Below are 21,884 nucleotides of genomic sequence, written 5' to 3'. Positions count from 1 at the left end.
CGCTGATCTCCATCCCAACCACGGAACGAAGCCCATGCACGCCTCCAACGAGGAGAAGAAGTCGTTCAACCTTTCGCGTTGGGCGATCGGTCACCCGAGCATCGCGCGCTTCCTGTTCGCGCTGATCATCATCACCGGCGCGCTCGGGCTCGTGCGTATGGGGCAGCGCGAAGATCCGGAATTCACCTTCCGAACGATGGTCGTCCAGGCAGTTTGGCCCGGCGCATCGATTAAGGAAATGCAGGATCAGGTCGTCAACAAGATCGAGCGCAAGCTGCAGGAAACGCCGCATCTCGACTTCGTCCGCTCCTATACCCGCGCCGGCAGCACCATCATCACCGTGCAGATCGAGGGCGATACCGACGCGGACGACGTCGCCGACGCCTTCTACCAGGTGCGCAAGAAGGTCGGCGACATTGCCAGTGAACTGCCCGAGGGCGTGCTTGGCCCCTACTTCAACGACGAGTTCGGCGACACTTTCATCACCCTTCATGCGATCAGCGGCAAGGGTTACAGCTATCCTGAACTGAAGCGCTTCGCGATCGAAGGTCGCGACATGCTCCTGACGACACCCGGCGTCGATAAGGTCGTCGTCCTCGGGGACCAGCCGCAGAAGATCTATATTGACGTCTCGTCGAAGCTGCTCGCCGCCCGCGGACTGACCTTGAATGATCTTCGCAACGCCATTGCCGGGCAGAATAATGTCGATCCCGCAGGTACTGTCGAGACCGGCACGCGATCAGTGCGCATCTCCGTCGACGGCGACCTTACGCGTGTCGAGGACATCCGGAACCTGAGAGTGCGCGGAGGCAGCGAGACGATCAGGCTCGGCGACATCGCCACCGTAAGCGCGGGGCTTGAGGATCCCTACTCGCGCAAGTTCCGCTTCAATGGGTATGACAGCGTCCAGATCGGCGTGGTGATGGCGAGCGGCCACAAGGTCACCGATGTCGGCAAGGCGGTGGAAGCAACCTATGAGCGCTTCGAATCCTCCCTGCCCTATGGCGTGTCGGTCGAACAGATCTCCAATCAGCCGGAGGTCGTGACCGAGGCGATCAGCGAATTCAGCCACGCGCTCATCGAGGCGTTGGTCATCGTGCTGATCGTCTCGCTACTTTCGATCGGCTGGCGTTCCGGTCTGGTGATTGCAATCGCGATTCCGCTGGTACTCGCCGCCACCTTCGCCATCATGTACGAGCTCGGCATCGACCTGCAGCGCATTTCGCTCGGCGCGCTGATTATCGCGCTCGGTCTGCTCGTCGACGACGCGATGATCGTCGTGGAACTGATGGAGCGGAAGCTCGAGGAGGGGCTGGCGAAGATCGATGCGGCGAGCTTCGCCTACTCCTCGACCGCCTTCCCGATGCTGACCGGTACGCTGATCACCACCGCCGGCTTCATCCCCGTAGGCTTCGCGGACTCGACGGCGGGCGAATATGTCCGCTCCCTCTTTTATGTCGTCGGCATCGCGCTCGTCGTTTCGTGGTTCGTGGCGGTCTATTTCACGCCCTGGCTCGGCTACATGATCCTGAAGCAACGCCACCATGCCGGTACGCATCATGATGCCTTCGACACGCGCTTCTACCGGCGCCTGAGGACAACCGTCGGCTGGGCAGTGCGTCACCGGATCATCGTGCTCGTAATGACGCTCGTCGCCTTCATGACCAGCCTCTGGGCCTTTCAGTTCATTCCGAAGAACTTCTTCCCGCAGTCCTCGCGACCTGAGATTCTCGTTGATCTCTGGCTGCCCGAGGGAACCAGCATCACGGAAGTCGAGAAGCAGGCCAAGGCACTCGAAGCCCGCATGATGGATGACGAGGACAAGCGCTTCATCGCCACCTATATCGGCGAGGGCATACCGCGCTTCTTCCTGCCGCTCGACCAGCAGCTTCGCAATCCGAACTTCGCGCAGCTCCTCGTCATGGCGAAGGACGAACCGGCCCGCGAGCGTCTGATCGTCAAAATGCGCACGATCCTGGCTGAAGACTTCCCATCGGTCCGCGCCAAAGTTGATCGCCTCTTCCTCGGACCGCCGACCGGCTGGCCGGTCCAGATCCGGGTGATGGGGCCGGACCGGGAGGAAGTCCGCCGCATCGCCGATCAAGTGAAGAAGAAGTTCCAGGAAAACCCGTTGCTCGGCGCGATTCATGACGATTGGCTCGAACCAGTGCCGGCGATGAAGCTGGTGATCGATCAGGATCGCGCCCGTGCGCTGGGCGTGACCTCGCAACGCGTCCGCCAGATGCTGCAAGCGGCGATGGCTGGCGTGCCGCTCAATGATTTCCGCGACGGTGAGGAGACGATCTCGATCGTCGCGCGCGAACCGGACGGCAACCGCCAGCTGCTCTCGGCCGTCAACTCGGTCTATGTGCCAACAGATTTCGGCGGTTTCGTTCCGGTCTCCCAGGTTGCCAAGGTCGTGCCGACCATGGAACAGGGGATCGAGTGGCGGCGCGACCGGCTGCCGACGATCACGGTGCGCGCGACCTTGCCGGACGGCGTGCAATCGAACGATATGACGATGCGGATCTATAACGAGCTCCAGGCGCTCCGCGACGGGCTTGCGCCTGGCTACAAGGTGCAGATCCAGGGTGGCGCGGAGGACAGCGCCGAAAGCCAGGCTTCGATTGCCGCCAAGGCGCCGATCATGCTGCTCATGATCGTCATCCTGCTGATGGCGCAGCTGCAGCACTTCGGCAAGTCGATGCTGGTGCTCGCCACCGGTCCGCTTGGCATCATCGGCGCCGCGGCGGCCCTGCTCATCAGCGGCGCCCCCTTCGGCTTCGTCGCGATCCTCGGCGTCATCGCACTGCTCGGCATCATCATTCGCAACTCTATCATCCTGATCGACCAGATCGACCAGGACATCGCGGCTGGCATGGTGCGTTCGGAGGCGATCATCGGCGCGGCGGTGCGTCGATTTCGGCCAATCGTGCTGACGGCGCTAACCGCCGTGCTTGCCCTGATCCCGATCTCGCGCGGCGTATTCTGGGGTCCGCTCGCCTATGCGATGATGGGCGGCATTCTGGTTGCGACCGTCCTGACGATCCTCGTCCTGCCGGCGGGTTATGCCCTCTTCTTCGGCAAGGAGCCAAATGCAGATCGGGGAGAATCGGCGCCTGCGCTTGCGGACTCACAAGGGCAGGATGAGCACTATCCGACGCCGGTCGCGGCTGAGTGACATTAGTCAGGCGATGTGCCGCAGCGTTCTCGGCGTCACGCGGGAACGCGAATGCGCGTCCGGGGGAAGGATGCACTCGAAAACTTCGACTAGCTCGAGCGGCGCTGGCGAAACCGTCGTTGCGTTCTCGCCGTCCAAAGCCAAGTGCTAACGCGACCCTGACGCGTCCGAGAGACGCGCCGTCGCTGTATTCCTACGATGCAGCACGTACCTCAGCGCTACTCCGCTGCTTCGCTGAGGATCGGCTCAGCTGGGGCGAGTGCCTTTACCAGCGCCACTATTCGGCGACGCACCTGCGCGTCCGTCAGCCGCGCAAAAGCGCGATTGAGCGCGACACCTTCTTCCGTCGTCAGGAACTGCAGCAGCTCGTCGCTGGAAACGACTGCCGGATCCTGTTGCGTGTCCTTCGACCCTTCCGCGCCGCCCTCGAAGAAGTAGGACACCGTAACGCCCAAGACCTCGGCCGCTCGCTGCAAACGGCTTGCCCCGACACGGTTAAGCCCCTTCTCGTACTTCTGCACCTGCTGAAAGCTCACATCAAGCGCGTCGCCGAGCCTTGTCTGGCTCCAGTCCAGTGCCAGCCGACGCAAGCGGATGCGGTTGCCGACGTGTATGTCGATAGCGCGCGGTTCTTTCTTGTTGGGTCGCCCCTGCATTATTCCCTCACTCTGGGTTTCAACTTCGATCTGTTCTGCCATTCACGCGCCAGGCCGCGACGATGGAGTAGGGTCGGCCGAGGCAAGACGCGTAAGCGGTTTAATTCGCGCTTTCCTTGAATAAGCAGGTCCGGATCGAAAAGACATACGAAAACAACCAGTAGGTTATCCGATAAGCGCATGGCCTATCCCATCGACGATGCTTTTCCGCCGGCGCCGTCGGGATAAGGCCGTTACCCGTGTTCGAACACTTGCATCGACTCCGCCCGAGGTGTCGGCAGAAGTGTGGTCCGCCGCTGTCAGCGCCAAACTTGAAGAACCCTGAAATGGGGTTGGAAGTCGGCGGCCATTGCCTGGCTTCGGCAGTCCCATTGCCGGCTCAGGCAAGGAGAGGCAGGCCCTCCCGGTTACACCTATGTATAGTTTACCACAACGCTAATACACGCTTATTTATATGACAATTGGGGGGTGACGGATTCAGACCGAGGAGGTGGCGTGACGTTTTTGCTCATACCGGCATCCGGCCTTCCGAAGCGGTTGGCGATACCCGCATGAGGTACGCTCAGATCGGGTTCCAGGTCGTCGAGGCCGATGCCGACGAGATGACTGAACACTATGCAAGAACCCTTTCGCCCGCCAAGGTTGAGCCGTTAAGACCGAATGAGCGCATAGTGGTCGAAGACCGGCACTATGACGCCGGCCCTTTCAGCATCTGGTCCGGCCGATGCCATTCGGGAATGAGCGTCACGTTCTCGCAGCCCGCCGACGTCTTCGTACTTTATATCCCCACCACAAACGCGATGGACGTCGATATCGGCAGACGACGCCTGGTGTCTGTCCCGGGCACTGCGCTGGTCGGCAATATGGGCTGTTTCGACAGACTTACGCTTTACGAGAACCGCGCTCATTTGGGGATTGCCTTCGAGAAAGCGGCGATGGTGAGCCAACTCAGTAGCTTGCTCGATGCCCCCATTCTCAATGACATCGACATATGCGCGACACTGGACACGACGTCGCCCGCCGGATCACGCCTGACATCTCTTAGCAATCTCATCTGGAATTGCTTCGACATCGACAGCGACGATGGTGTTAATGCGACTGCCACCTCTCACCTCTTTCAGGCAGCCATGGTCATGATCCTGGAATCGGTTCCGCACAACTACAGCGAGCGTTTACAAAGGCCAGTCTCGCCGGCCATGCCCCGCAACCTGAAAAAAGCGATCGAATATATGGTCGCCAACATATCGCAGCCCTTGAGTGTCGCCGAAATCGCGCGTGAAGCCGGCACGAGCGTGCGGGCGCTGCAGGCGGGCTTCCAGCAGTTCAAGGATACGACACCCTTGAGCTATTTGCGTCGTATTCGGCTTGAAGGCGTGCGCAAATCCCTTTGCGACGAAGCCAACACGCTCTCGATCGCGCAGATCGCTCGGGCCTGGGGCTTTACCCACATGGGCCGGTTCGCCGCAATCTACTATGATGCGTTCGGCCAAACGCCCTCCGAGACGGTCCGCCTGAATGGCGGGCGCGCCCTTGGCGCCGCTTCGCCGAGATCCCTAAAGGGCTGATCGTCAGCATGGTTCTGCGCCAGCAGCGCCAGCGAGGGTCTGCGGCATCTTACCTCGAAGCCCACATCGACAAGTCGCCCTCGCTCCCCGACCCGCCTTGTGTTTGCTCCTGCCGCATTCGCGGATCCTCCTCACGGCGAATGCTCCATCGCCGCTCCGGCCGAGCACGGGAGAGGTGCTTTCGCAATTATGCGCTTACCGTATATGAACTGCGCAGAGCGGATATGGGTTTGTTCGTCAGGCGCTAGCCCGCGGCCCTCCGAGCAGCTTACAGTCTCATCCGTGGGTGCAGGCAGCCTTGGGCATGATGCCCCGGGCTCAAAGTGCCAGCGGCAGGCGTGCCGCTGGCACTTGCCGCTTCCGGCAACACTCGAATTCGACGCCCGCAGGTGGCGACCAGACGGTCTTTCCCAACCCTGGAATATAGGCTCCCTCCTTAGCGGAGGTCACCGGCAGCCTTGGCAATCGCGCTGGGTGACACCCGACGCTACCTAGAAGGCATGTCACGCCACCAGGCGCTCGCGCGCCGATGTGCTCCGCTTTGTCTGGAACCGTTCGGCGACCTTGCCGAGGTCGAGCACTTCCTCGCTCAAGGTGCGGCAGGCTGCGTTCGTTTCTTCAACCATTGCCGCATTCTGCTGGGTGAAATGATCCATTTGCTGCAGCGCTGCATTGATGTCTGCCAGCGCTGAGGATTGCTCGTCGGCCGCAACCACGATGTCTCCGATCAGCCCGCTGACCCTCACCATATGGTCCTCGATGCCGGTCAGCGCAGTGCCGGTCTGATTGACGAGTTGCACCCCTTCCGCCACTTCTCGCGTCGAGGTTTCGATCAAGGTCTTGATTTCTCTTGCAGCGTTGGCCGAACGGCCAGCGAGTTCGCGAACCTCCTGCGCGACCACGGCGAAGCCCTTGCCCGCGTCGCCCGCGCGCGCTGCCTCGACGCCCGCGTTCAAGGCGAGCAGGTTGGTCTGGAAGGCGATCTGGTCGATGACATCGATGATCTGCTGGATCCGTTCCGACGATCCGGCGATGCGCTCCATCGCAGCTACCGCGTTGCGCACCACATCCGCGGAATGCTGCGCCCCGTCCTTCGCGGTGGTCATGACGAGGCTTGCCTCGCGTGCCCTTTCAAGGGAATTGCGCACTGTCGCGGTGATCTCATCGCAGGCGGAGGCTGTCTGCTCCAGGGAAGCGGCTTGTTGCTCCGTACGCCTTGCGAGATCATCGGTGGCGTCGGCGATCTCTTTCGAACTTGAGCGCAGGCGGGCCGTGGACTGGAGCACGGTGGAAATCGTCTCCGCGAGCCGCTCGACGCTGCCGTTGAATTCCGTTCTGAGCTGGTCGAATTCCTTGGTGAAGGCCGCGTCGATGCGGGTCGAAACGTCCCCGGTCGACAAACGCCCGAGCGCCTGGCTGAGCTGTTCTATAACCTGCACCCGGTTATTTTCCTCGACGGCCTTCTGCTGCCGCAGAACCTCCTCATGATCGTCGCGCCGACGGCGCTCTTCCTCTGTCCGCTCGCGCATGTTGCGGCGCTCTATAGCGGCCTCACGGAAAACGCCGACCGACTTCGCCACCGCCCCGATTTCATCCGTTCGATGCGAGTAGGGCACCGACCGGCTATAATCTCCGGCGGCGAGCGTTTCCATGTAGGACGACATTGCGGCCAATGGCTGGACGGCCCGGCGGCGGAGGTACCAGAGGCCTGCGACGAGAAGCGCAACAGAGATCGCCGAGCTTATCATGGCGGCGGCGGAGAGCTGGCTCGTCTCCTTAGCCGCGCCCGCTTCCTCCTGCCCCTGGAACTGAACAGCCATCGCCACCAGTTCGTTTACGGCGACCTCATGGTGATGGAAGCTCGTCCGCAATTCGCCAAGTGCCTGCTGCGCCGCTGTCACATCGCCCTTACGCATCGATGCGAGGAACTTCCCCTCCATGACCGCCCAATAGAGATTCGCCCTCGCGAGTACCTCGTTCGCGAGCTTGTCCATCAGGAATTCAGGCGCCGTGGAAGCCCTCCAATAATCCCGGCGCTCGTCGTAGGCACCCTTCAACGCGACGATCTTGTCCATGTTTTTGGCGGCGAGTGTCGAATCCGCGATTGCTTCCATCGCCAGCATGTAGGATTCGACCGTGTAGAGGGGCGGCGGAAGGATATCGGCGACGAGATCCTTGCCATAAACGATCTGCGTGTAGACCGGTCCATTCACCCGCAACTTGTTGAAGGCATGTGTCTTGATGCCGATCGAGACCAGGAGGCCTAAGGTGATGATGCCTCCGAACACAATCATGCCGCGCGCAATGTTGAGTTTCATCAGTCGCCTCGATCCATTCTGCCCCGCAGGGTGCTCACGATGAAAAAACTTGGGAAAACAGGATGGTGCCCCGGCTCGTAAATCGAGCTTATGCACCTTTCTCGTGCACCATGCATCGGCGCCTGCAGACAGTACCATTTCTGCTAAATCTATTAGTGCATCCCATGGTTGCTGAATGGTAAAGAAGCCAGGAGATCGCGTGGTGTTTTTTGCGCAACCGGCTAAGCGCCCCGCTTCCTGTCAGGCGCGGCACGTTACTTTTCAGGAAAGGGTAACCGGATCAGCGCTTGTCGAGTGTAGAGACCAGTAGATCCATCGCCGCAAAAACGTCGATCGCGTTCCAGGTTTGCGGATCACGGTAGCACGGATACAGTCCGAGCGCCGCTGCGGTCAGCGCATCGATGGACGGTCGGGCGACCCCACGGCGCGTCAATGCGGCCTGCCCGGCCGGATCGACGCGATCCTCCGTCAGGCCCCATCCCGCATAGAAGGGCACCGCATGACAGCGGACGGGAATTCCCCGCAGAAGCGCATCGAAACCGAGCTGGCTCGATACGGTCCAGACCTCGTCAACAACGTCGAGGATCGAGGCGGCCGAAACCTTGTCGGCAAGGAGGATGACGTCGGGCATCCGTGCGGCGCGCTCGGTCATGTAGCCCTTGCGATAGCCGGCCATCACATCCGGATGCGTCCGCACCACGCATTGGGCGCCGCTTGCGAGCGCGCCATCGAGCATCCGATCGAAGGAGCGGCGGCTGCCGAGCGCGCGCTCGACCGAAACGTCGCCCAGCACCTGGTCGACCAGCAGAATGCGCCGGCGGCGGGTCCGCTCAATCGACGGTTGCCGATGCGGCAGGTTGTTGTATTTCGAAAGCCGGTGGTAAACCATCCGCTCGCGGATATGCCTGCCAAGGTCATCGTGCGTGCCTGCCGCCGCCGCGGCGATCAACCGCTCGAGACGCGAGGCCCGGTCACCGTCGACGGGCAGCGCCAAATCGTCCGCGATGATCGAAACCGGGGCGGCACCATCTTTCCCGAGTCCGACCGAGCGCAGGAAGCCGTCCTCCAGATGCCAGTGCGGCAGCGCTCGCGCCCGGGCAATCGCCATTGCCGTACGCGCGGGGAGGCGCCCTCCCCAGGAGACGACTCCTTCTAACCTCGGCGAGAGCGTCGAGGCGAGATCGCCGTCGCCGAAATAGCGGCCAAGCCACGGAAAGGCGTTTCGCACGAAGAAGGTCGCGCCAAGCCTGCTGCCCTGCCTTGGCCACCAAGCCTTATCGACTACCCCCGGCAAATTGTCCATCGACTGCAATACACCCGTGCATCCCATGGCCGAACTTCTCCATGGATTCCGGCCGACGCCGCTCAGAAATCAGGTTGGGCGGACAAATGCAATCACCATCTGACGAGCGTGGACTTGCAGCCGTGCGCGAAGACCATCAGCGCTCGTCGAACTCGACCAGAAAATAGGTCGTCGGCCCATAGGGCGTATCATTGGAGAGACGGAAGGCGACGCGACCCACGCCCGTCCTCACAGGCGGATAGACCGTGCCATCGAGACCGATCGGCGAGACTTGCCACTTGCCGACTGTCCGGGAGATCGTGAGATCGACATGGCCCTTACGGATCAGGACCGGAAGTGTCCCGAAATCCTCGATGATCCTCTCCTCACTGTCGCGGAATACCATGCCCGAATTCTGGGCGTCCGTCGCAAAGACCAGCAACATTCGCCGGCTTTGCACCAATGACCCCCTTTCCTCGAGCGCCGAAATCGAAACGAGCCCGTTTCCGTCCGCCACCTCGATGCGCAAGACACCGAGATCGATCGGTTCGCGCAGGGAAGCGAATGCCGCCGCCTCGGTCGCTGGCGTCGAGACCCGAAATTGCCCGGTCCTGCGATCAAGCAGGATTTGCCCCGTATCGCTCTGGTAGAGCCCGCTAGCGACGTCAGTGCGGTTGGCTTTGGAAAGGCGGCCGCTGTCACGCAGTGCAGCCAGAATCGCTCGCGCATCCTGAATGCGCGGTTGCTCGACGCCGATCTCGTCGGCAACACGGTCCGTCAGTCCTATACCGCCGACGAGCGCAAGATCGGTCAGGTGCTCCGGCTCCCGTGCCTGCATGTCCTGCGACAGGTCCTCCTCACCGCGAACGAAAAAGGGGATTCTCATGGCTGACACGGCGACATCTCCCCGGCGGTAGAGGAGTGCGGCGACCGTCTCGCCGGCGCGGGCAACCGGATCGAGTGCGATCGCGTATGGCAGCATCGCCCGCTTGTGCGGATAGGGTTCGCCATAGGAAAGCGCGATGGGTCCATGGCCATGGCGGCAAAGCACGTCCCAGCCCTGAAGCGCGGCATAGGCCGGCATAACGAGGCCCGCTTCGTAGCGATACCGGTTCCAGAAGAGGTGATCGTATTCGGTCACGACGAAGGGTTTTCCGAGCCAGCGAGCAGCGGCAATCATCCGCACATAGCTGGCGCTGTCGGCGATGGAACTCACCTGAGTGAGCGCGCTGCCCGGCGCATAGCCGCCGACCCAATCGTGATAGCTGTTCATGCTGATCGCTTCGAGAACGCGTCTGCTGAGACCCGTCTGCACCGTCGGCCAATTATTGTAGCTGCTGATCAGGCCCCTGTAGCCGAAATCGCGCAGCACCTTGCCCATCCGTGCGACCGTCGCCTGCTCCATCTCGACGAAGAAAGCCTGGAGATCGCGCATGCGCGCACTGTCCGCATAGCGGTTGCCAGGAGGCCGGACCTTCCCTGCCTCCAACCGCTCGTCATTGGCGAGGTCCCCCCACGCCTGCGACAGCGCGTCCGTCGATCCGTAGCGCTTCTCAAGCCATCGGTTGAAGGGTGCGGCGAGCGCTTCGTCGTAGTGAGGCTTGCCGGTGCGCTCGTGCACGACACTATCGAATTCGATGCCATTTTCATTGGCGAGCACTATCAGCGCCAGGGCGTCGTCATGGATCGGCGCAATTCCCGTATAGGGATTGACCCGGGCAAGGAACGTCTCCTGGAGCATGCTCCAGTGGGCGAATGCCTCCTCATCCAGGTGCAGCCGGAGCTTGAGGTCGCCATTCGCCTCCCAGCGGTCGTCATACCCCCCATAGGCGCCGCGCGAGGATGTGAGCCCGTCAATGATCCAGTAAATTCCGTTACGCTTGAGCGCTGCGAGCAGGTAATGCACGCGGTCGAGCGTTTCCGGATCGAAATCGAAGTCCTTCTGCCGGCCGGCCATCAGGCTCGCGTCGGTAAAGTGCAATCGAGCGATATTGTAGCCGTGGCGCGCCAATTGCCGTGCATAACGGTCGGCGCCGTCATGATCCGGAAATCCGCCGGATGCCGGGCTCCAGGCAAGCGAAGCGCAAAACATGCGGACCGGCTTCTCCGGCGAGGCCGCCTGGGCCAGTTGTCCCTCCGGTCCGGCGACGAGGCGATGCCCGGCATCGATTGTGCCGTTCGGGAGCAGGGAAGAAAAATCGAGCGGGCTCCCGGCAGCCACTTCGAGCGAGATGTCGCGAACCGGCACCCATTGGTCCAAGGCGCCCGCCTTCAGTGCAGAAAAGCCGAAGGCGATCGCCGCGACGATAACGCCGACTCTCATGCGGGCCTTCCCAAGATGCGGCTCTCGATCGGCGCATCCGGCTTCAGGCGGCTTCGGAGAAATCCGACGGGAAGAGCGGCCGCATGGAAGAACCAGGCGACGACCGTATAAAGGCCCATGGCGAGGCTACGCTTCTTGACGCATGCGAGCAGGACCACACCGGAAAGCATGGCGAGGACCGCTCCGATTGCCAGGACCTTGTCTGGCAGGAACAGGAGAAGACTAAGACAGAACACCCACCAGAGAAGGACGAGAGTCCAGAGCCTGAGTTCCGGCAGTTCCCTCAAAAGCTGGAGGAAATAGGGTCTGCCGAGCGAGGCGCGCAGGAGTTCGCCGATACCATAAAGATATTTGCTCTTCCACCGGCGAACCAGCAGCCGGTAGGAGTTGGCCGTGTGGCCGAAGTGCTGGACGAAACGGCGATCGAGGCGATGAAGCCGCCAACCGGCGCTCCGCAAGCGGATGCCAAGGTCGAATTCCTCGTAGCCGTGCAGGTTGCGGTCGGAGAGATAGCCGACATCCTCGATGGCGCGCCGCCGATAGAGGCCGCCGCCGTTCATGCGATCGATCGCCCCCGTGCGGTTCTCCGGCGCGTTCCGGTTGACCCGTCTGGCGAATTCCAGATTTGCGACGTGCATCTCCTCGACGTGGCCGGTTACCCCGCCGACCGCCGGGTTCTCGGCAAGGAAACGGACGGCGTCGTCGAGGAACCCGGCATCCAGCAGCATGTCCCCGTCGATAAGGCAGATATGATCGCCTCGGGAGTATTGAAAGCCAAGCTGGGGGCCTATCCCGCAGCTTGGTCGTGCGGGCGGCGCGATCTGCGCGATGGTGACGCGATAGCGGGCGGCGATCTCGATCGTGCGGTCGGACGAGCCGCTGTCGGCGACAATCACCTCCCCGTCCTTGCCTTCAAGCGCCGTAAGCGCGCTCTCGATGGTGGCGGCGATGCGCTTTTCTTCGTTCAAGGTCTTGATAATAATCGATATCGTCAAGAAAGCCCCCAGGGTCGACCCGAAATCATTTGCGCCGAGGCATGCAGATGCCGCCGAGGCGTCCGGGCGCGCACCAGTTCTAACCGCGATAATTTGCGTTTTGGTTTATTCGCACCCTTTCGTGGCAAAGCGCCGCGAGAATCGGGCGAAGAACCATGCGGCGCCGATGCCGCATGCCGTGCCCGCCATCTTGACCGCCACGTCGCTGGGCCGGGCATGCCGGTCTGCCGATGGCGCCTGCAGCAGTTCGAGCCCGATCGCGGCCGCCAACAACAGCGACAGTACGAGCCATGGCCGCTTCGGATAGGCGACTGCGTAAAGGAATCCCAGAAGTCCGTAGGCGCCGAACCTCTCGAGCTGTACCCAGTTGCCGATCTGCGGACGCATCCCGATCGGAGAGAGAGTCGAATAGGCGATGAAACCGAACAGGAGCCATGCGAGGATGGAAACAGCACGCCTAAAATTCATCGCCCAACTACATCCCTTCACTGTCGCTGTGCGGAGAAGGCTATCGCACCAGTGCTCCATAAACCGAAAGCGTCTTTTGCGCGACACTCGTCCAGCTATAAGTCGCTTCGGCATGAAGCATACGGGCGAGAATTTCCTCCTCGCTGAGCGGACTTGTTAGCTTTCCGGCGATCGCCGCCGCAAGCGCATCAATATCGCCCAGGGGAAAATAGTCCTGGGCCGGAAGTCCGAGCTCGCGATTGGCGACGATATCGCTCGCGAGCACCGGAAGCCCGTAGGCCATCGCCTCCAGCAGTGCGATCGGCATACCTTCATGGCTGGACGGCAACACGAAGAGCGCGGCATTGGCAAAGAGGTCGGCGAGCCTCTCGCCGGTCTGGAAGCCCGTGAGAACGACACCCGGCACCTTGCTCGCCATTGCCCTCACGTCTTGCGCATAAGGCGTTTCAAACTCCGCACCGCCCGCGAGCACGAGCTTGAACCCGACCCCTTCGAGTCGCGCGAAGGCCTGGATCAGATCGGTCTGGCGCTTTTCCGGCACGAGCCGCGCGGCAACCAAAACATAGCGCCGCCGCTCAAGCCCGAATTCCCGCAATATGCCGCTGTCGCCGCGCCATCTCGTTACCGCAACCCCATTCGGGATCAAGGCGACCGGCACGCGATAAAGCGCTCCCATCGTCTCGACGATGTCCCTCGAGATCGCGATGGCTCGATTTGAGAGCTTCATGCCCAAGCGTTCGCCGAGCTTCAGCATACGCCTGGCGAAGCTGCCCCATTTCTGCCGATCGTAGTCATAGCCGTGGTGGGTGACGACAACCTTCAGACCGAACAGCCGCGCAAGCGGCACGAGAAGGGCCGGACCCACCGCATGGATATGCAGGATGTCCGGACGCCGCAGAGCGGCGAAGCACACGCCGACGAAGGTGTGCACGATCGCTTCAAGCGCCATGATCCGCGGCGCCCAGAGGGGGAAGACACGAATGCCGCCCCAGGAATAGGGTGAGGATTGCGCAAGATAGCGTCGCCGCCCAATGACGTCGACATTCCAGCCCTCTGCCACGAGGCGAGTGGCGAGCATCTCAACATGCTTCTCGACTCCGCCCTGGACGTTCGGAATGCCGCGCAACCCGAGCATCGTCACCCGCCGCCGCGCCCCGGCAGCCGAGCGCCGGCACGGGAACGTGTCGAGGTCTTCGGTATGAAGCACCTTGCCGATCGAATCCGGCACAACCGATGCCGGTTGCAGGTCGTCATCGCGCGAGACTGCAGTCTTACCGCTCATGGTTGTTCCGCCCCGAGGAGATTCGCTGGGCATGCTTTACGTGCGGAACACTTACGATCGCTGCAAAAACCTCGCTAAACTTTTAGCGAACTGACCGGAAATCGGACGTGTCGTCTGATGGCTGTGAGACTCGGCGCCTAAAGAGCGAGTTGCGTTTCAGGCGACACCCAGCGCTTCATAAAGCTCCAGCGTCCTCGCCCGGTAGGCGGCAGCGGAGTATTCGCGGCCAATCCAGGATCGGCCCTCCGCCCCCATCCGCGCGCGCCCCGCCGGCGAAAGTGCCGCCATCTCCTTAAGTGCCCGGGCAAGATCTTCCACGTCAGCCGAAGCCGCCAAGACGCCGGTCTCGCCTTCCCGCACCATCTCCGGAATGCCACCGATCGCTGCACCGATGACCGGCCGCCCGAGCGCATAGGTCTCCAGAACGCTGATCGGCGCATTCTCGTACCACTCCGACGGGAGCACGAGTGCGCGGGACTGACCGATCAGCCGATGCAGCTTCTCACCCGAGAGGTAACCGGCGAAGATGACGTCCGCCCCAAGCTCGGCCGTCAGTTGTCGGAGGCTCGCCTCTTCCGGGCCGGTTCCGGCAATAATCAACCGCTCTCCCGAAAGGGCGATTGCCCTGATCAGGGTCGAAAGTCCTTTTTCGGGAGCGAGCCGGCCGGCAAAGACGAAATAGTTGCCCTCTTGCCAATCGGCACGGAAAACAGAAACGTCCACGAAGTTCGGAATGTGGACCATCCTTTCCCGCGGCCAACCCCATTCGGCGAGCTTCTCAAGGTAGAAGCTGCTCGGCACCACCAGCCGGTCCACCTTATCGCGATAGAGCCCGAGCAGGCGGTGCAGCATGGTTTCCGCGAAGACAACGGCACTGAGCGGCAGCGAGCCCTTGATGCAGCGATGGCGAAGGACGTTGTAGATCCTGCCGCCGCGACAGTCCTCGCAGACCCTGCCGTCGCGCAGCATCTTGTAAGATGGGCAGGCGAGCTTGAGGTCATGCACCGTCATGACCACCGGGATCCTCCAGGACTTCAGGGTCGAGAAGATTGCCGGCGACAGATGGTGGTAGACGTTGTGGGCATGCGCGATCGATGGCTGCACCCGCTCAACGAGCCGGCGGATGTTGCGTTGTGCTTCGAGCGAGTAGATGACGCTGGCGGCCTGCCTCATTTTGCGCATCGTGCCCGCCTGCCGGCCATACTCGATCTCGGAAACGAAGTAGTCCGACCAGGGCGAGGCCTCGTTCAAGTCGTGTTGCATGGCAAAGGGCACGACGTCCCAACCGATCTCGCCGAACATGTGCATATGGTCGAAGAAGACCGCCTCCGCGCCGCCGCGGCGATAGAAGTAATTGTTGATCGCCAGCAGGCGCTTTCCGGTGTTGTCGAGCGCGGGCACGGTGTTCCCTACCAATTGATCTCGTCCAGCGCTCGATCGACTGGAAGCACCCTGCACCCCTTGTCGACCGCGTAGCGGACGAGATGATCGAAGGTCTCCGGCGTGCAGCCATAGGCTGTGGGCCGAGGGGCGATATCGTGGGTGAAGAAGATGAGCCAGCCGGGCCGGTCGACCACGTCATCGACCCAGCGGGTCAAATCCCGTGCATGCCGCTCCGGCTGGCGGATCTCCACGGCCTTGAGCATCAGCGGATCTACCAAACCACGGTTGATCGCCTCGCCGGCCGCGCGGCAGGTTCGGTAGCGACGGGCGAGTTCTGTGCGCGCACGCGGCCATGCGGCGTTGTAGGGAAATGCGAAATTTCGAACCCGCTTTGCAGCGCCGGCACTCTTGAGATATTCCGCGTTGCGGTCGAGATCTTCAGCGAGGCGGCGCATGTCGCGTACTCTGCGATGCGCGAAGGTGTGGCAGCCGACTTCATGGCCGCGCGCCAGCAACTCGCCGCATCCTTCGGGCGTGATCAAGGTCCGCTCGGGCTCGACCCGTCCGCCGAGTCCGCCAGCAATATAGAAGGTGCCGCTAAGACCGTGCCGCTCCAGGATGGTCGCGCCCTCGGTGAGCGCACTGTCCGGCACGTCGTCGAAGGTGAAGGAGACGATTGGCACGTCCGTCTCGACCGCTCGCCGGCCGCTCGCCAACTGCCAGATCAGTCGATTTGCCACCCTGTCGACGAGCGCGCCGACCCGTCCTTGCCAGTCAAGCATGGGCAATGTGCCTCCTTCTTGAGGGCGCGGGCGCGGTGCTGAGCACGGCGTTCGACTGCAGATGCAATCCGTAGAGGGCAAACATGAAGGTGAACCAGAGAAGACTGCCGCCCTCGAAAAAGAGGCTCTCGAGGCCGGCGTGGAAGATCGTATAGAGCCAAATACGGATGAAAAGCCGCGTCAGATGCGCGTGTTCGCGATCAGGGCCGATGCGGGAGATGTTGCGCAGCGGCAGGACGATCAGCCAGAGCAGCGTGAGGAGCAGACCCGGAAAACCGGTCGTCAGGGCAATGTCCAGGTAAGAATTGTGCCCATTGGCGGCTGCGACCGCCCAAGTCTCGACCGTGCCGCCGCTATAGACGAGTTCCTCGGTCTGCCAGAATGCCTTGAAGCCATGACCGGTCAACGGCCGCTCCGCCAGCGCGGAAAAGGCGAAACGCCAGATGTCGGAGCGATTGGTGAAGGTCGCATCGATGCCAAGCCCGGCGATGAACTCTCCGAACGGTCTGATGACAGCGGAGCCGACGGCGAACAGATTGAAGAGCCCGACGCCGCCGATCACGATCGGAACCCGGAGAAAGCGGAACTTTTCAAAGATCCAGGCGAGCATCAGGATCGCCGGCAGCATGGCCGTCGACGTCTTGCCCCCCGTATTGACGAGGAAAAGGAATGAGAGGACCACGATCGAAAGGCCCACCAGACGCGACCAGCCGTTCATGACGAAGAGCCCGAAAAAGGCTGCGAGCACCATCGCCGCCGCCGCGCTGTTCTTGTGGGGAAAGTGGCCGCGCCACAGGCCGGCATTCATCGGCTCGCGCAATTCCGCCGCTTGGTGGATGGCGAGCGTCGGCTTGAACAATACCCCATAATAGGCAAAGCCAAGCATGATCAGCGTGCCGATGCCGAGCATCTTGGCAAAGTGACGCTCCGTTGCCGGCAGCAGCAGGTAGATGCTGGCATTGAGCGTCATCATCGTCGAAAGAATGATGCCCTTGATACCGAGCGTCGGATGGGCGGAGATCACCGAGACGAAGAAGAACCATGAATAAAGCAGCGCCATCAGCACGCGCGGCTGCAGAATGATGCCGCGCATCGGATGCAAGAGACCATAGCCGAGCATGCTCGCCGTCAGCAGCAGCGCCAGGATCTGGTTCAGCCGGTTGGAATTCCCTGCGGAAGGGTCCAGCACCGCCTCGCCCGTGAGATCAACGAAGGGGTCGATCGACACCCACAGGAACAGGAAGAGCGCCATGAACAGGAAGGTGCCGACGCGCAGCCTCGAATTAGGCTCACTCGTCTCCTGAAACCCCGTGCCCATCCGGCCGCCACTCCTATCCGGCCGCAGGCTGATGGCCGCGGACATATCTCCACAGGCCAAGGGCAAGCGCCATCGAGACGCCCCCGACGAGGCCGAAGACGGCGCCGGCGATCAACAGGATGATCGTTCGGGGCGGCCAACTCCGGGATTCCGGCGGCATGGCGCTGGAGATGACGCGGATATTGCTCGTATCGATCTGCTGGCGTTCGGTGATCTGCTGGGCGCGCGCCAGATGCGTCTCGTAGACCGCGGCCTTTGTGCGCGCCTCTCGCTCAAGATCGCGAAGGTGCACCTGCGCTTCATTGTCGGTGAAGACATTCGATTTCTCGTCGCTCGCCTTCGCTCGCAGGGCATTGAGGGCCGACCGCTCGCGATCGAAATCGCCCTTGGCGCGTTCGGCTATGCGTTGGGCCTCCCCTCTGATGGCCGCCTCCAGCGTCGTCCGTTCCGAACGGGCTGCCGCCAGGCGCGGGTGCCTTTCGCCATAGGTGAGCTGCATCGAGCCGATCTGCTGCTGCAGGGCGTTGTACTGCTGGCGAAGGTTGGTCATGTCTGCCGACTCGAAGATCGAGGCGCTGGCGGTCTGTCCTTGCGCAATCGCCGCGCTCATCTGCTTGTAGCGCGTCTCGGCCTGGATGAACCGTTGCTGTGCTTGAAGCACCTGCGTATTGAGTTCGCTCGACAATTGATTGCTGACGAGTTCGCCGTTTGCCGAGAGCAGGCCATTAGCGCGCCTGAACTCCTCCACCTTCTTTTCGGCCTCGGTCACGCTCTGGCGCAGTTCGTCCAGCCGGCCGTTCAGGTTCTGCGCGACCCGGCCGGCACTTTCGGCAGCCGATTGGAAGAGCTCCGCCTCGAAGGCACTGACGATGGCGTCCGCAAGCATGACCGCTTTTGCCGGCTCCTCGCTCCAGACCTTTAGGACCACGACGAATGAGCGTTCCTCGCGCCGAGCCTCAACCCTTTCGGAGAGCGCCCGCATCGCTGCAAGCTCTTTCCCGGCCTTCGCGTCCTCGGAGGAAAACAGCGCGAAGAGCGCCGAGAGCGGCGTCGGTTTGACGAATTCCGCGTCCTCGGTCAGCCGCAGCTTGTCGATGACGCGCTTCAGCACGTTGCGCGAGGTGAGCGTTCTGAGCCTGCTTTCGACCTCCAGCAATTGCGCGTCGCGCTGGGGGTTGCTCATGAACACGTCGTCGCTGACGACGTTCAGGTTGGCGGGGTCGACGACGATGTCGGTATAAACCGTATATCGCGGCGTCGCCATCATCGCGTAGCCGAGTGCGCCGCCGATGCAAAGGACGAGCGCCATGACGATCCAGCGCCGGCCGTCACGCAGCCAGGCAACGATATCGTCGACGCCGAGATCGCCAAGCAATGAAAGGCCAGGGAAATACTCGCTGAGCCGCAATCGGCCGGGTTCCACGGGAGCGACTGGAGCCGGCGATGCGGCCGAGGGTTTCTCGGGATCCGTTTCCGGCTCTGCTGCGGGCAGGAAGTCGAGCAGCGACCCTCCACGCGAGCGCGGCCGCTCAAAGCGCGTTTCGAGGCGCAATGCTTGTCTATCGGGCTCGCTCGGCCGGTACATCCGTTTTCCCCACGCATGCTCCTGATCTCACAGGAGCTTGCCTGCCACGCGCAGTGATCGTTAAGAAGTAGGGCGGCACGGTGAACAATCCGTTAAGCCAAGCCGGTGCTCGGTAACCTTTGTCACGGCGCGGCTTCACGCGCTTGCGTCTCGCGCTTCCGCCCTTAGCGTTGGTTCTGAACGCCCGGGCAGACGCGAGTTAGAAATCCGTCAGGAGCCGGCTCCAACTTTCCGACGCGAGCCCGCCGATATAGATGTCGTTTCGCAATGCTGCCTCCCTGAGGTCGGTGTGGCGGGTCACCATGCAGAAGTAGCCCCGATGCCGGAAGGAGAGCCAGCGCTGACGTGAGATTGCGTTCATCAGGAATGGCTGGCCCATCCCCCGGGCAACGGCGTAACCCTCTTCGTCGAGGCTGGCGAACATTGCGGCCGTAACGTCGAGTTCCCGCCCCTCCTCACAGAGAATGTTGAGCACATTGGCTGTCCTGTTCGCCTTTCCGAAAAAGAGAAAGGCGCCGATCGTCCTGCCCTCCGCGGTGCGCACGACCCTTGACTGCAGCACCCCCAGGCTCCGGTTCAGTGACGCGACCTGAACCAGCCAGTCGAATTCACTTTTGGACCAGGTCGGGCGGATCGAAAATCGCTCAAGCATCGGCGCTGCGCATTGGAAGAAGGCGTCCAGGCTCGCGGCTTCGGTCCGCAATCCGGCTGCAGCACTGGCCTTGAGGGAAGGCCGCCATCGACGAAGCGCCCGATCGGCCAGCCCGAGGATGCGGATCATGGGACGAGATACCAGGGCAGGAATCTGACGCCCGGCAAGCAGCGCGGCGGCGACAAGTGGGCGGAAGGAACGCCGCCACTCAAGGCTGTGGATCGGCAGAATTATCCCGCCACCGGCAGTACAATGGTCGGCGCTCACTGGCGAGGAGCTGTCGGAGAAGCACATCTCCTGGCGCGCTGCCCGCACGGTGCGTGCAAGCCGTGCTGCTCCCGCAGCGCCCAACTTGCCGTCGACCATGAAGGCGCAGAGAAGGCGCGCGACGATCTGCCGGCCGTGCACCGTGAACTGCATAGGCACCGAGAGAATAGCGCTGTCGATTCCGCCATCGCCGTTCTCATGCAACACGCTTCCATGTTCCGGCCTGAAATGCGGGCTGCCGAAGAAGACGGTTTCCAGGTAATGCTTCAGATCGTCGCCGGGCTCGCAGTTCCGCTGGCGAAATACCTTGCTGAACAATTCCGCGACCGCCGGAAGGTCGGCTTTCTCCAAAGCACGGACCGATGACTTGCGCGGACCATAGCCTTCGGCCGCCGCGAAGGATCGCGCCGTCAAGAGATCGACGGTCATGCGCCGGCCTCGCTGGCCGCGAGCGCCGGCCCGGCGGCGGCGCTCTCGCGGTCGCGCCGTACGAAGTGCAGGAAGACGCCCCAGGCGCCGGCGACCATCGCAATTTCGATGACGTAGAATGAAAGGAATGTTCCGGCGGGCGGCGCATACCAACTCGACCAAGCGGCAAGGCAAGCACCGGCGACGCTACCAAGACCCATCACCGTTGCCCGCGGCGCGTGATAGCCCGAGGCGCCAAGCGCCTCCATCGCCACGGACCAGATGGCGAGCGGCACGACGACCCAGCAAAGGGTTTTCACGAATCCGACCAGGGAGACATAGTCCTCCCCGAAAAGATAGGGCAGGATCGGCGCGAGCAGGAAGACTGTCACCGCGGCCGCAAAGCCGATGACCGTTGCTGCGGCAAGCACCCGCAGCACACGCTCGAAGGCGTGATGCAATCCGGCGGCGGACACCCTGGCGGAACCGGGATAGACGAGCCGATTGAGCGCGTCTACCGAAAGGTAGCTGCTCTCCAGCATCCGGCGGGCGACGCTGTAGCTCGAGACGATCTCTGCGGTGGTGACAAGGCTCAGAACCAGAAGGTCGGCATTCTGCCTCAGCGCACGCAAGATGAAGGGAACGGCAAAGTAAAGGCCCTGTGGAATCTCCTCCCGCACGATGCGATAGCGCGGCTTGCCCAGGCGCTTGAGTGCCGAGAGGCAGGCAAACGCAACGAGGACGTGGCACACGAACTGCGAGACGGCCCAGGCGGCCACCGTCGAGACGCCGAAGGCGATACAGGCGAGCGCAGCCGCTATCGTCCGCGCCATGGCAAAGCCGACGACCACCTTGTTGGCGGAGGCGAAATCGGAGTGAGCGATGAATATCTGCTCGGCCAGCACGATCACCCGAACGAGCGCGATGTTGGTGACGAGCATCAGCATCACCACCGCAATATTTATGACGGTACCGTCCGCCAGAGTGAAGAAGAACGGCAGGATCACGGCTCCAATGACGACGAGAAGCAATCCGCTGCCAGCCGTCAGGAGGATGTTGTGACCGAGCATGTCCGGATACACGCCTCTGTCGCGGGCGACACGGCGCACCAGGCTTTCCATCGCGCCCAGTCCGCACAAGTGAACGGCGATGTTGGCGACGGCGGTAATCGCGACGAAGACACCGAATTCGTGGACGCCAAGCCAGCGCGCCAGTATGGCGAAGGTGAGGAGTTGGGCGGCCGAACTGATGACGAGACTGCCGCCGGATGCCGCATAGGAAAGCAGCATCGGCAGAAGGGCCTTTACCCCTCTCGCTTCCGTAATGCCCTCCGATGCCATCCAATCCGCCTTGCTTGGTATTCAGGGTCTCAGCTTGGGCAGGCTTCACTGCCAGCCTGCTCTCGTGGCTGCGGCGCAA

At 62.2% G+C, this 21,884-nt stretch carries 15 protein-coding genes; 2 read left to right on the top strand and 13 right to left on the bottom strand.

Annotated features, from left to right (window positions below; genetic code table 11):
• The first annotated feature begins 34 nt into the window (after positions 1-34).
• Positions 35-3,181, top strand: a complete 3,147-nt coding sequence (locus tag J2Z31_RS03700) for an efflux RND transporter permease subunit (RefSeq protein WP_209600519.1) — start codon at positions 35-37, stop codon at positions 3,179-3,181.
• Between the two features lie 218 nt (positions 3,182-3,399).
• Here J2Z31_RS03700 and J2Z31_RS03695 read toward each other — a convergent pair whose 3' ends face one another.
• Positions 3,400-3,837 carry a helix-turn-helix domain-containing protein gene (locus J2Z31_RS03695; protein WP_209601054.1) on the bottom strand — a complete coding sequence of 146 codons (438 nt, stop codon included), beginning with the start codon at positions 3,835-3,837 and terminating at the stop codon, positions 3,400-3,402.
• A gap of 551 nt (positions 3,838-4,388) precedes the next feature.
• Between J2Z31_RS03695 and J2Z31_RS03690 the strand changes: the two genes are divergently transcribed.
• Positions 4,389-5,402 carry an AraC family transcriptional regulator gene (locus tag J2Z31_RS03690; RefSeq protein ID WP_209600518.1) on the top strand — a complete coding sequence of 338 codons (1,014 nt, stop codon included), beginning with the start codon at positions 4,389-4,391 and terminating at the stop codon, positions 5,400-5,402.
• Positions 5,403-5,905: 503 nt separating this feature from the next.
• Here J2Z31_RS03690 and J2Z31_RS03685 read toward each other — a convergent pair.
• From J2Z31_RS03685 to J2Z31_RS03630, 12 genes are all read right to left on the bottom strand, one after another.
• A complete protein-coding gene (locus J2Z31_RS03685; RefSeq protein ID WP_209600517.1) occupies positions 5,906-7,720 on the bottom strand; it encodes a methyl-accepting chemotaxis protein in 1,815 nt (604 codons plus the stop codon).
• Positions 7,721-8,000: 280 nt separating this feature from the next.
• Positions 8,001-9,023, bottom strand: a complete 1,023-nt coding sequence (locus J2Z31_RS03680) for a capsular polysaccharide export protein, LipB/KpsS family (protein WP_209601053.1) — start codon at positions 9,021-9,023, stop codon at positions 8,001-8,003.
• 136 nt (positions 9,024-9,159) lie between these two features.
• On the bottom strand, positions 9,160-11,325 hold the full coding sequence (locus tag J2Z31_RS03675; RefSeq protein WP_209600516.1) for a glycoside hydrolase family 5 protein: 2,166 nt from the start codon (positions 11,323-11,325) through the stop codon (positions 9,160-9,162).
• Complete coding sequence (locus J2Z31_RS03670; protein ID WP_209600515.1) at positions 11,322-12,320, bottom strand: glycosyltransferase family 2 protein; 999 nt, start codon at positions 12,318-12,320, stop codon at positions 11,322-11,324. Before J2Z31_RS03670 ends, J2Z31_RS03675 begins: the two co-directional genes overlap by 4 nt.
• A 105-nt stretch (positions 12,321-12,425) precedes the next feature.
• Positions 12,426-12,788, bottom strand: a complete 363-nt coding sequence (locus tag J2Z31_RS03665; protein WP_209600514.1) for a VanZ family protein — start codon at positions 12,786-12,788, stop codon at positions 12,426-12,428.
• Between the two features lie 40 nt (positions 12,789-12,828).
• On the bottom strand, positions 12,829-13,923 hold the full coding sequence (locus J2Z31_RS03660; RefSeq protein WP_209601052.1) for a glycosyltransferase family 4 protein: 1,095 nt from the start codon (positions 13,921-13,923) through the stop codon (positions 12,829-12,831).
• Positions 13,924-14,226: 303 nt separating this feature from the next.
• On the bottom strand, positions 14,227-15,486 hold the full coding sequence (locus J2Z31_RS03655) for a glycosyltransferase family 4 protein (protein ID WP_234939234.1): 1,260 nt from the start codon (positions 15,484-15,486) through the stop codon (positions 14,227-14,229).
• Positions 15,480-16,235, bottom strand: a complete 756-nt coding sequence (locus J2Z31_RS03650) for a polysaccharide deacetylase family protein (protein WP_209600513.1) — start codon at positions 16,233-16,235, stop codon at positions 15,480-15,482. The genes J2Z31_RS03655 and J2Z31_RS03650 overlap by 7 nt, the downstream gene beginning before the upstream one ends.
• Positions 16,228-17,553 carry an O-antigen ligase family protein gene (locus tag J2Z31_RS03645; protein ID WP_209600512.1) on the bottom strand — a complete coding sequence of 442 codons (1,326 nt, stop codon included), beginning with the start codon at positions 17,551-17,553 and terminating at the stop codon, positions 16,228-16,230. The genes J2Z31_RS03650 and J2Z31_RS03645 overlap by 8 nt, the downstream gene beginning before the upstream one ends.
• Positions 17,554-17,566: 13 nt before the next feature.
• The gene (locus J2Z31_RS03640; protein WP_209600511.1) at positions 17,567-19,138 is read right to left on the bottom strand and encodes a GumC family protein; all 1,572 of its coding nucleotides are present in this window, start codon (positions 19,136-19,138) and stop codon (positions 17,567-17,569) included.
• A 199-nt stretch (positions 19,139-19,337) separates the two neighbouring features.
• Positions 19,338-20,486: a GNAT family N-acetyltransferase gene (locus J2Z31_RS03635; protein ID WP_209600510.1), complete on the bottom strand. Its 1,149-nt coding sequence runs from the start codon at positions 20,484-20,486 to the stop codon at positions 19,338-19,340.
• Positions 20,483-21,805 carry a lipopolysaccharide biosynthesis protein gene (locus tag J2Z31_RS03630; RefSeq protein WP_209600509.1) on the bottom strand — a complete coding sequence of 441 codons (1,323 nt, stop codon included), beginning with the start codon at positions 21,803-21,805 and terminating at the stop codon, positions 20,483-20,485. Before J2Z31_RS03630 ends, J2Z31_RS03635 begins: the two co-directional genes overlap by 4 nt.
• Between the last annotated feature and the right edge of the window lie 79 nt (positions 21,806-21,884).

The organism is Sinorhizobium kostiense (assembly GCF_017874595.1).
GTDB classification, from domain to species: Bacteria; Pseudomonadota; Alphaproteobacteria; order Rhizobiales; family Rhizobiaceae; genus Sinorhizobium; species Sinorhizobium kostiense.
Note: the sequence above shows the minus strand (reverse complement) of the source record. Positions and strands in the feature narration are given on the sequence as shown.

Bases quoted from the DNA above. Each gene is read 5' to 3' on its own strand.
- J2Z31_RS03700 (WP_209600519.1), top strand. From the start codon at position 35: ATGCACGCCTCCAACGAGGAGAAGAAGTCGTTCAACCTTTCGCGTTGG.
- J2Z31_RS03695 (WP_209601054.1), bottom strand. From the start codon at position 3,837: ATGCAGGGGCGACCCAACAAGAAAGAACCGCGCGCTATCGACATACAC.
- J2Z31_RS03690 (WP_209600518.1), top strand. From the start codon at position 4,389: ATGAGGTACGCTCAGATCGGGTTCCAGGTCGTCGAGGCCGATGCCGAC.
- J2Z31_RS03685 (WP_209600517.1), bottom strand. From the start codon at position 7,720: ATGAAACTCAACATTGCGCGCGGCATGATTGTGTTCGGAGGCATCATC.
- J2Z31_RS03680 (WP_209601053.1), bottom strand. From the start codon at position 9,023: ATGGACAATTTGCCGGGGGTAGTCGATAAGGCTTGGTGGCCAAGGCAG.
- J2Z31_RS03675 (WP_209600516.1), bottom strand. From the start codon at position 11,325: ATGAGAGTCGGCGTTATCGTCGCGGCGATCGCCTTCGGCTTTTCTGCA.
- J2Z31_RS03665 (WP_209600514.1), bottom strand. From the start codon at position 12,788: ATGAATTTTAGGCGTGCTGTTTCCATCCTCGCATGGCTCCTGTTCGGT.
- J2Z31_RS03660 (WP_209601052.1), bottom strand. From the start codon at position 13,923: ATGCTCGGGTTGCGCGGCATTCCGAACGTCCAGGGCGGAGTCGAGAAG.
- J2Z31_RS03650 (WP_209600513.1), bottom strand. From the start codon at position 16,235: ATGCTTGACTGGCAAGGACGGGTCGGCGCGCTCGTCGACAGGGTGGCA.
- J2Z31_RS03645 (WP_209600512.1), bottom strand. From the start codon at position 17,553: ATGGGCACGGGGTTTCAGGAGACGAGTGAGCCTAATTCGAGGCTGCGC.
- J2Z31_RS03640 (WP_209600511.1), bottom strand. From the start codon at position 19,138: ATGTACCGGCCGAGCGAGCCCGATAGACAAGCATTGCGCCTCGAAACG.
- J2Z31_RS03635 (WP_209600510.1), bottom strand. From the start codon at position 20,486: ATGACCGTCGATCTCTTGACGGCGCGATCCTTCGCGGCGGCCGAAGGC.
- J2Z31_RS03630 (WP_209600509.1), bottom strand. From the start codon at position 21,805: ATGGCATCGGAGGGCATTACGGAAGCGAGAGGGGTAAAGGCCCTTCTG.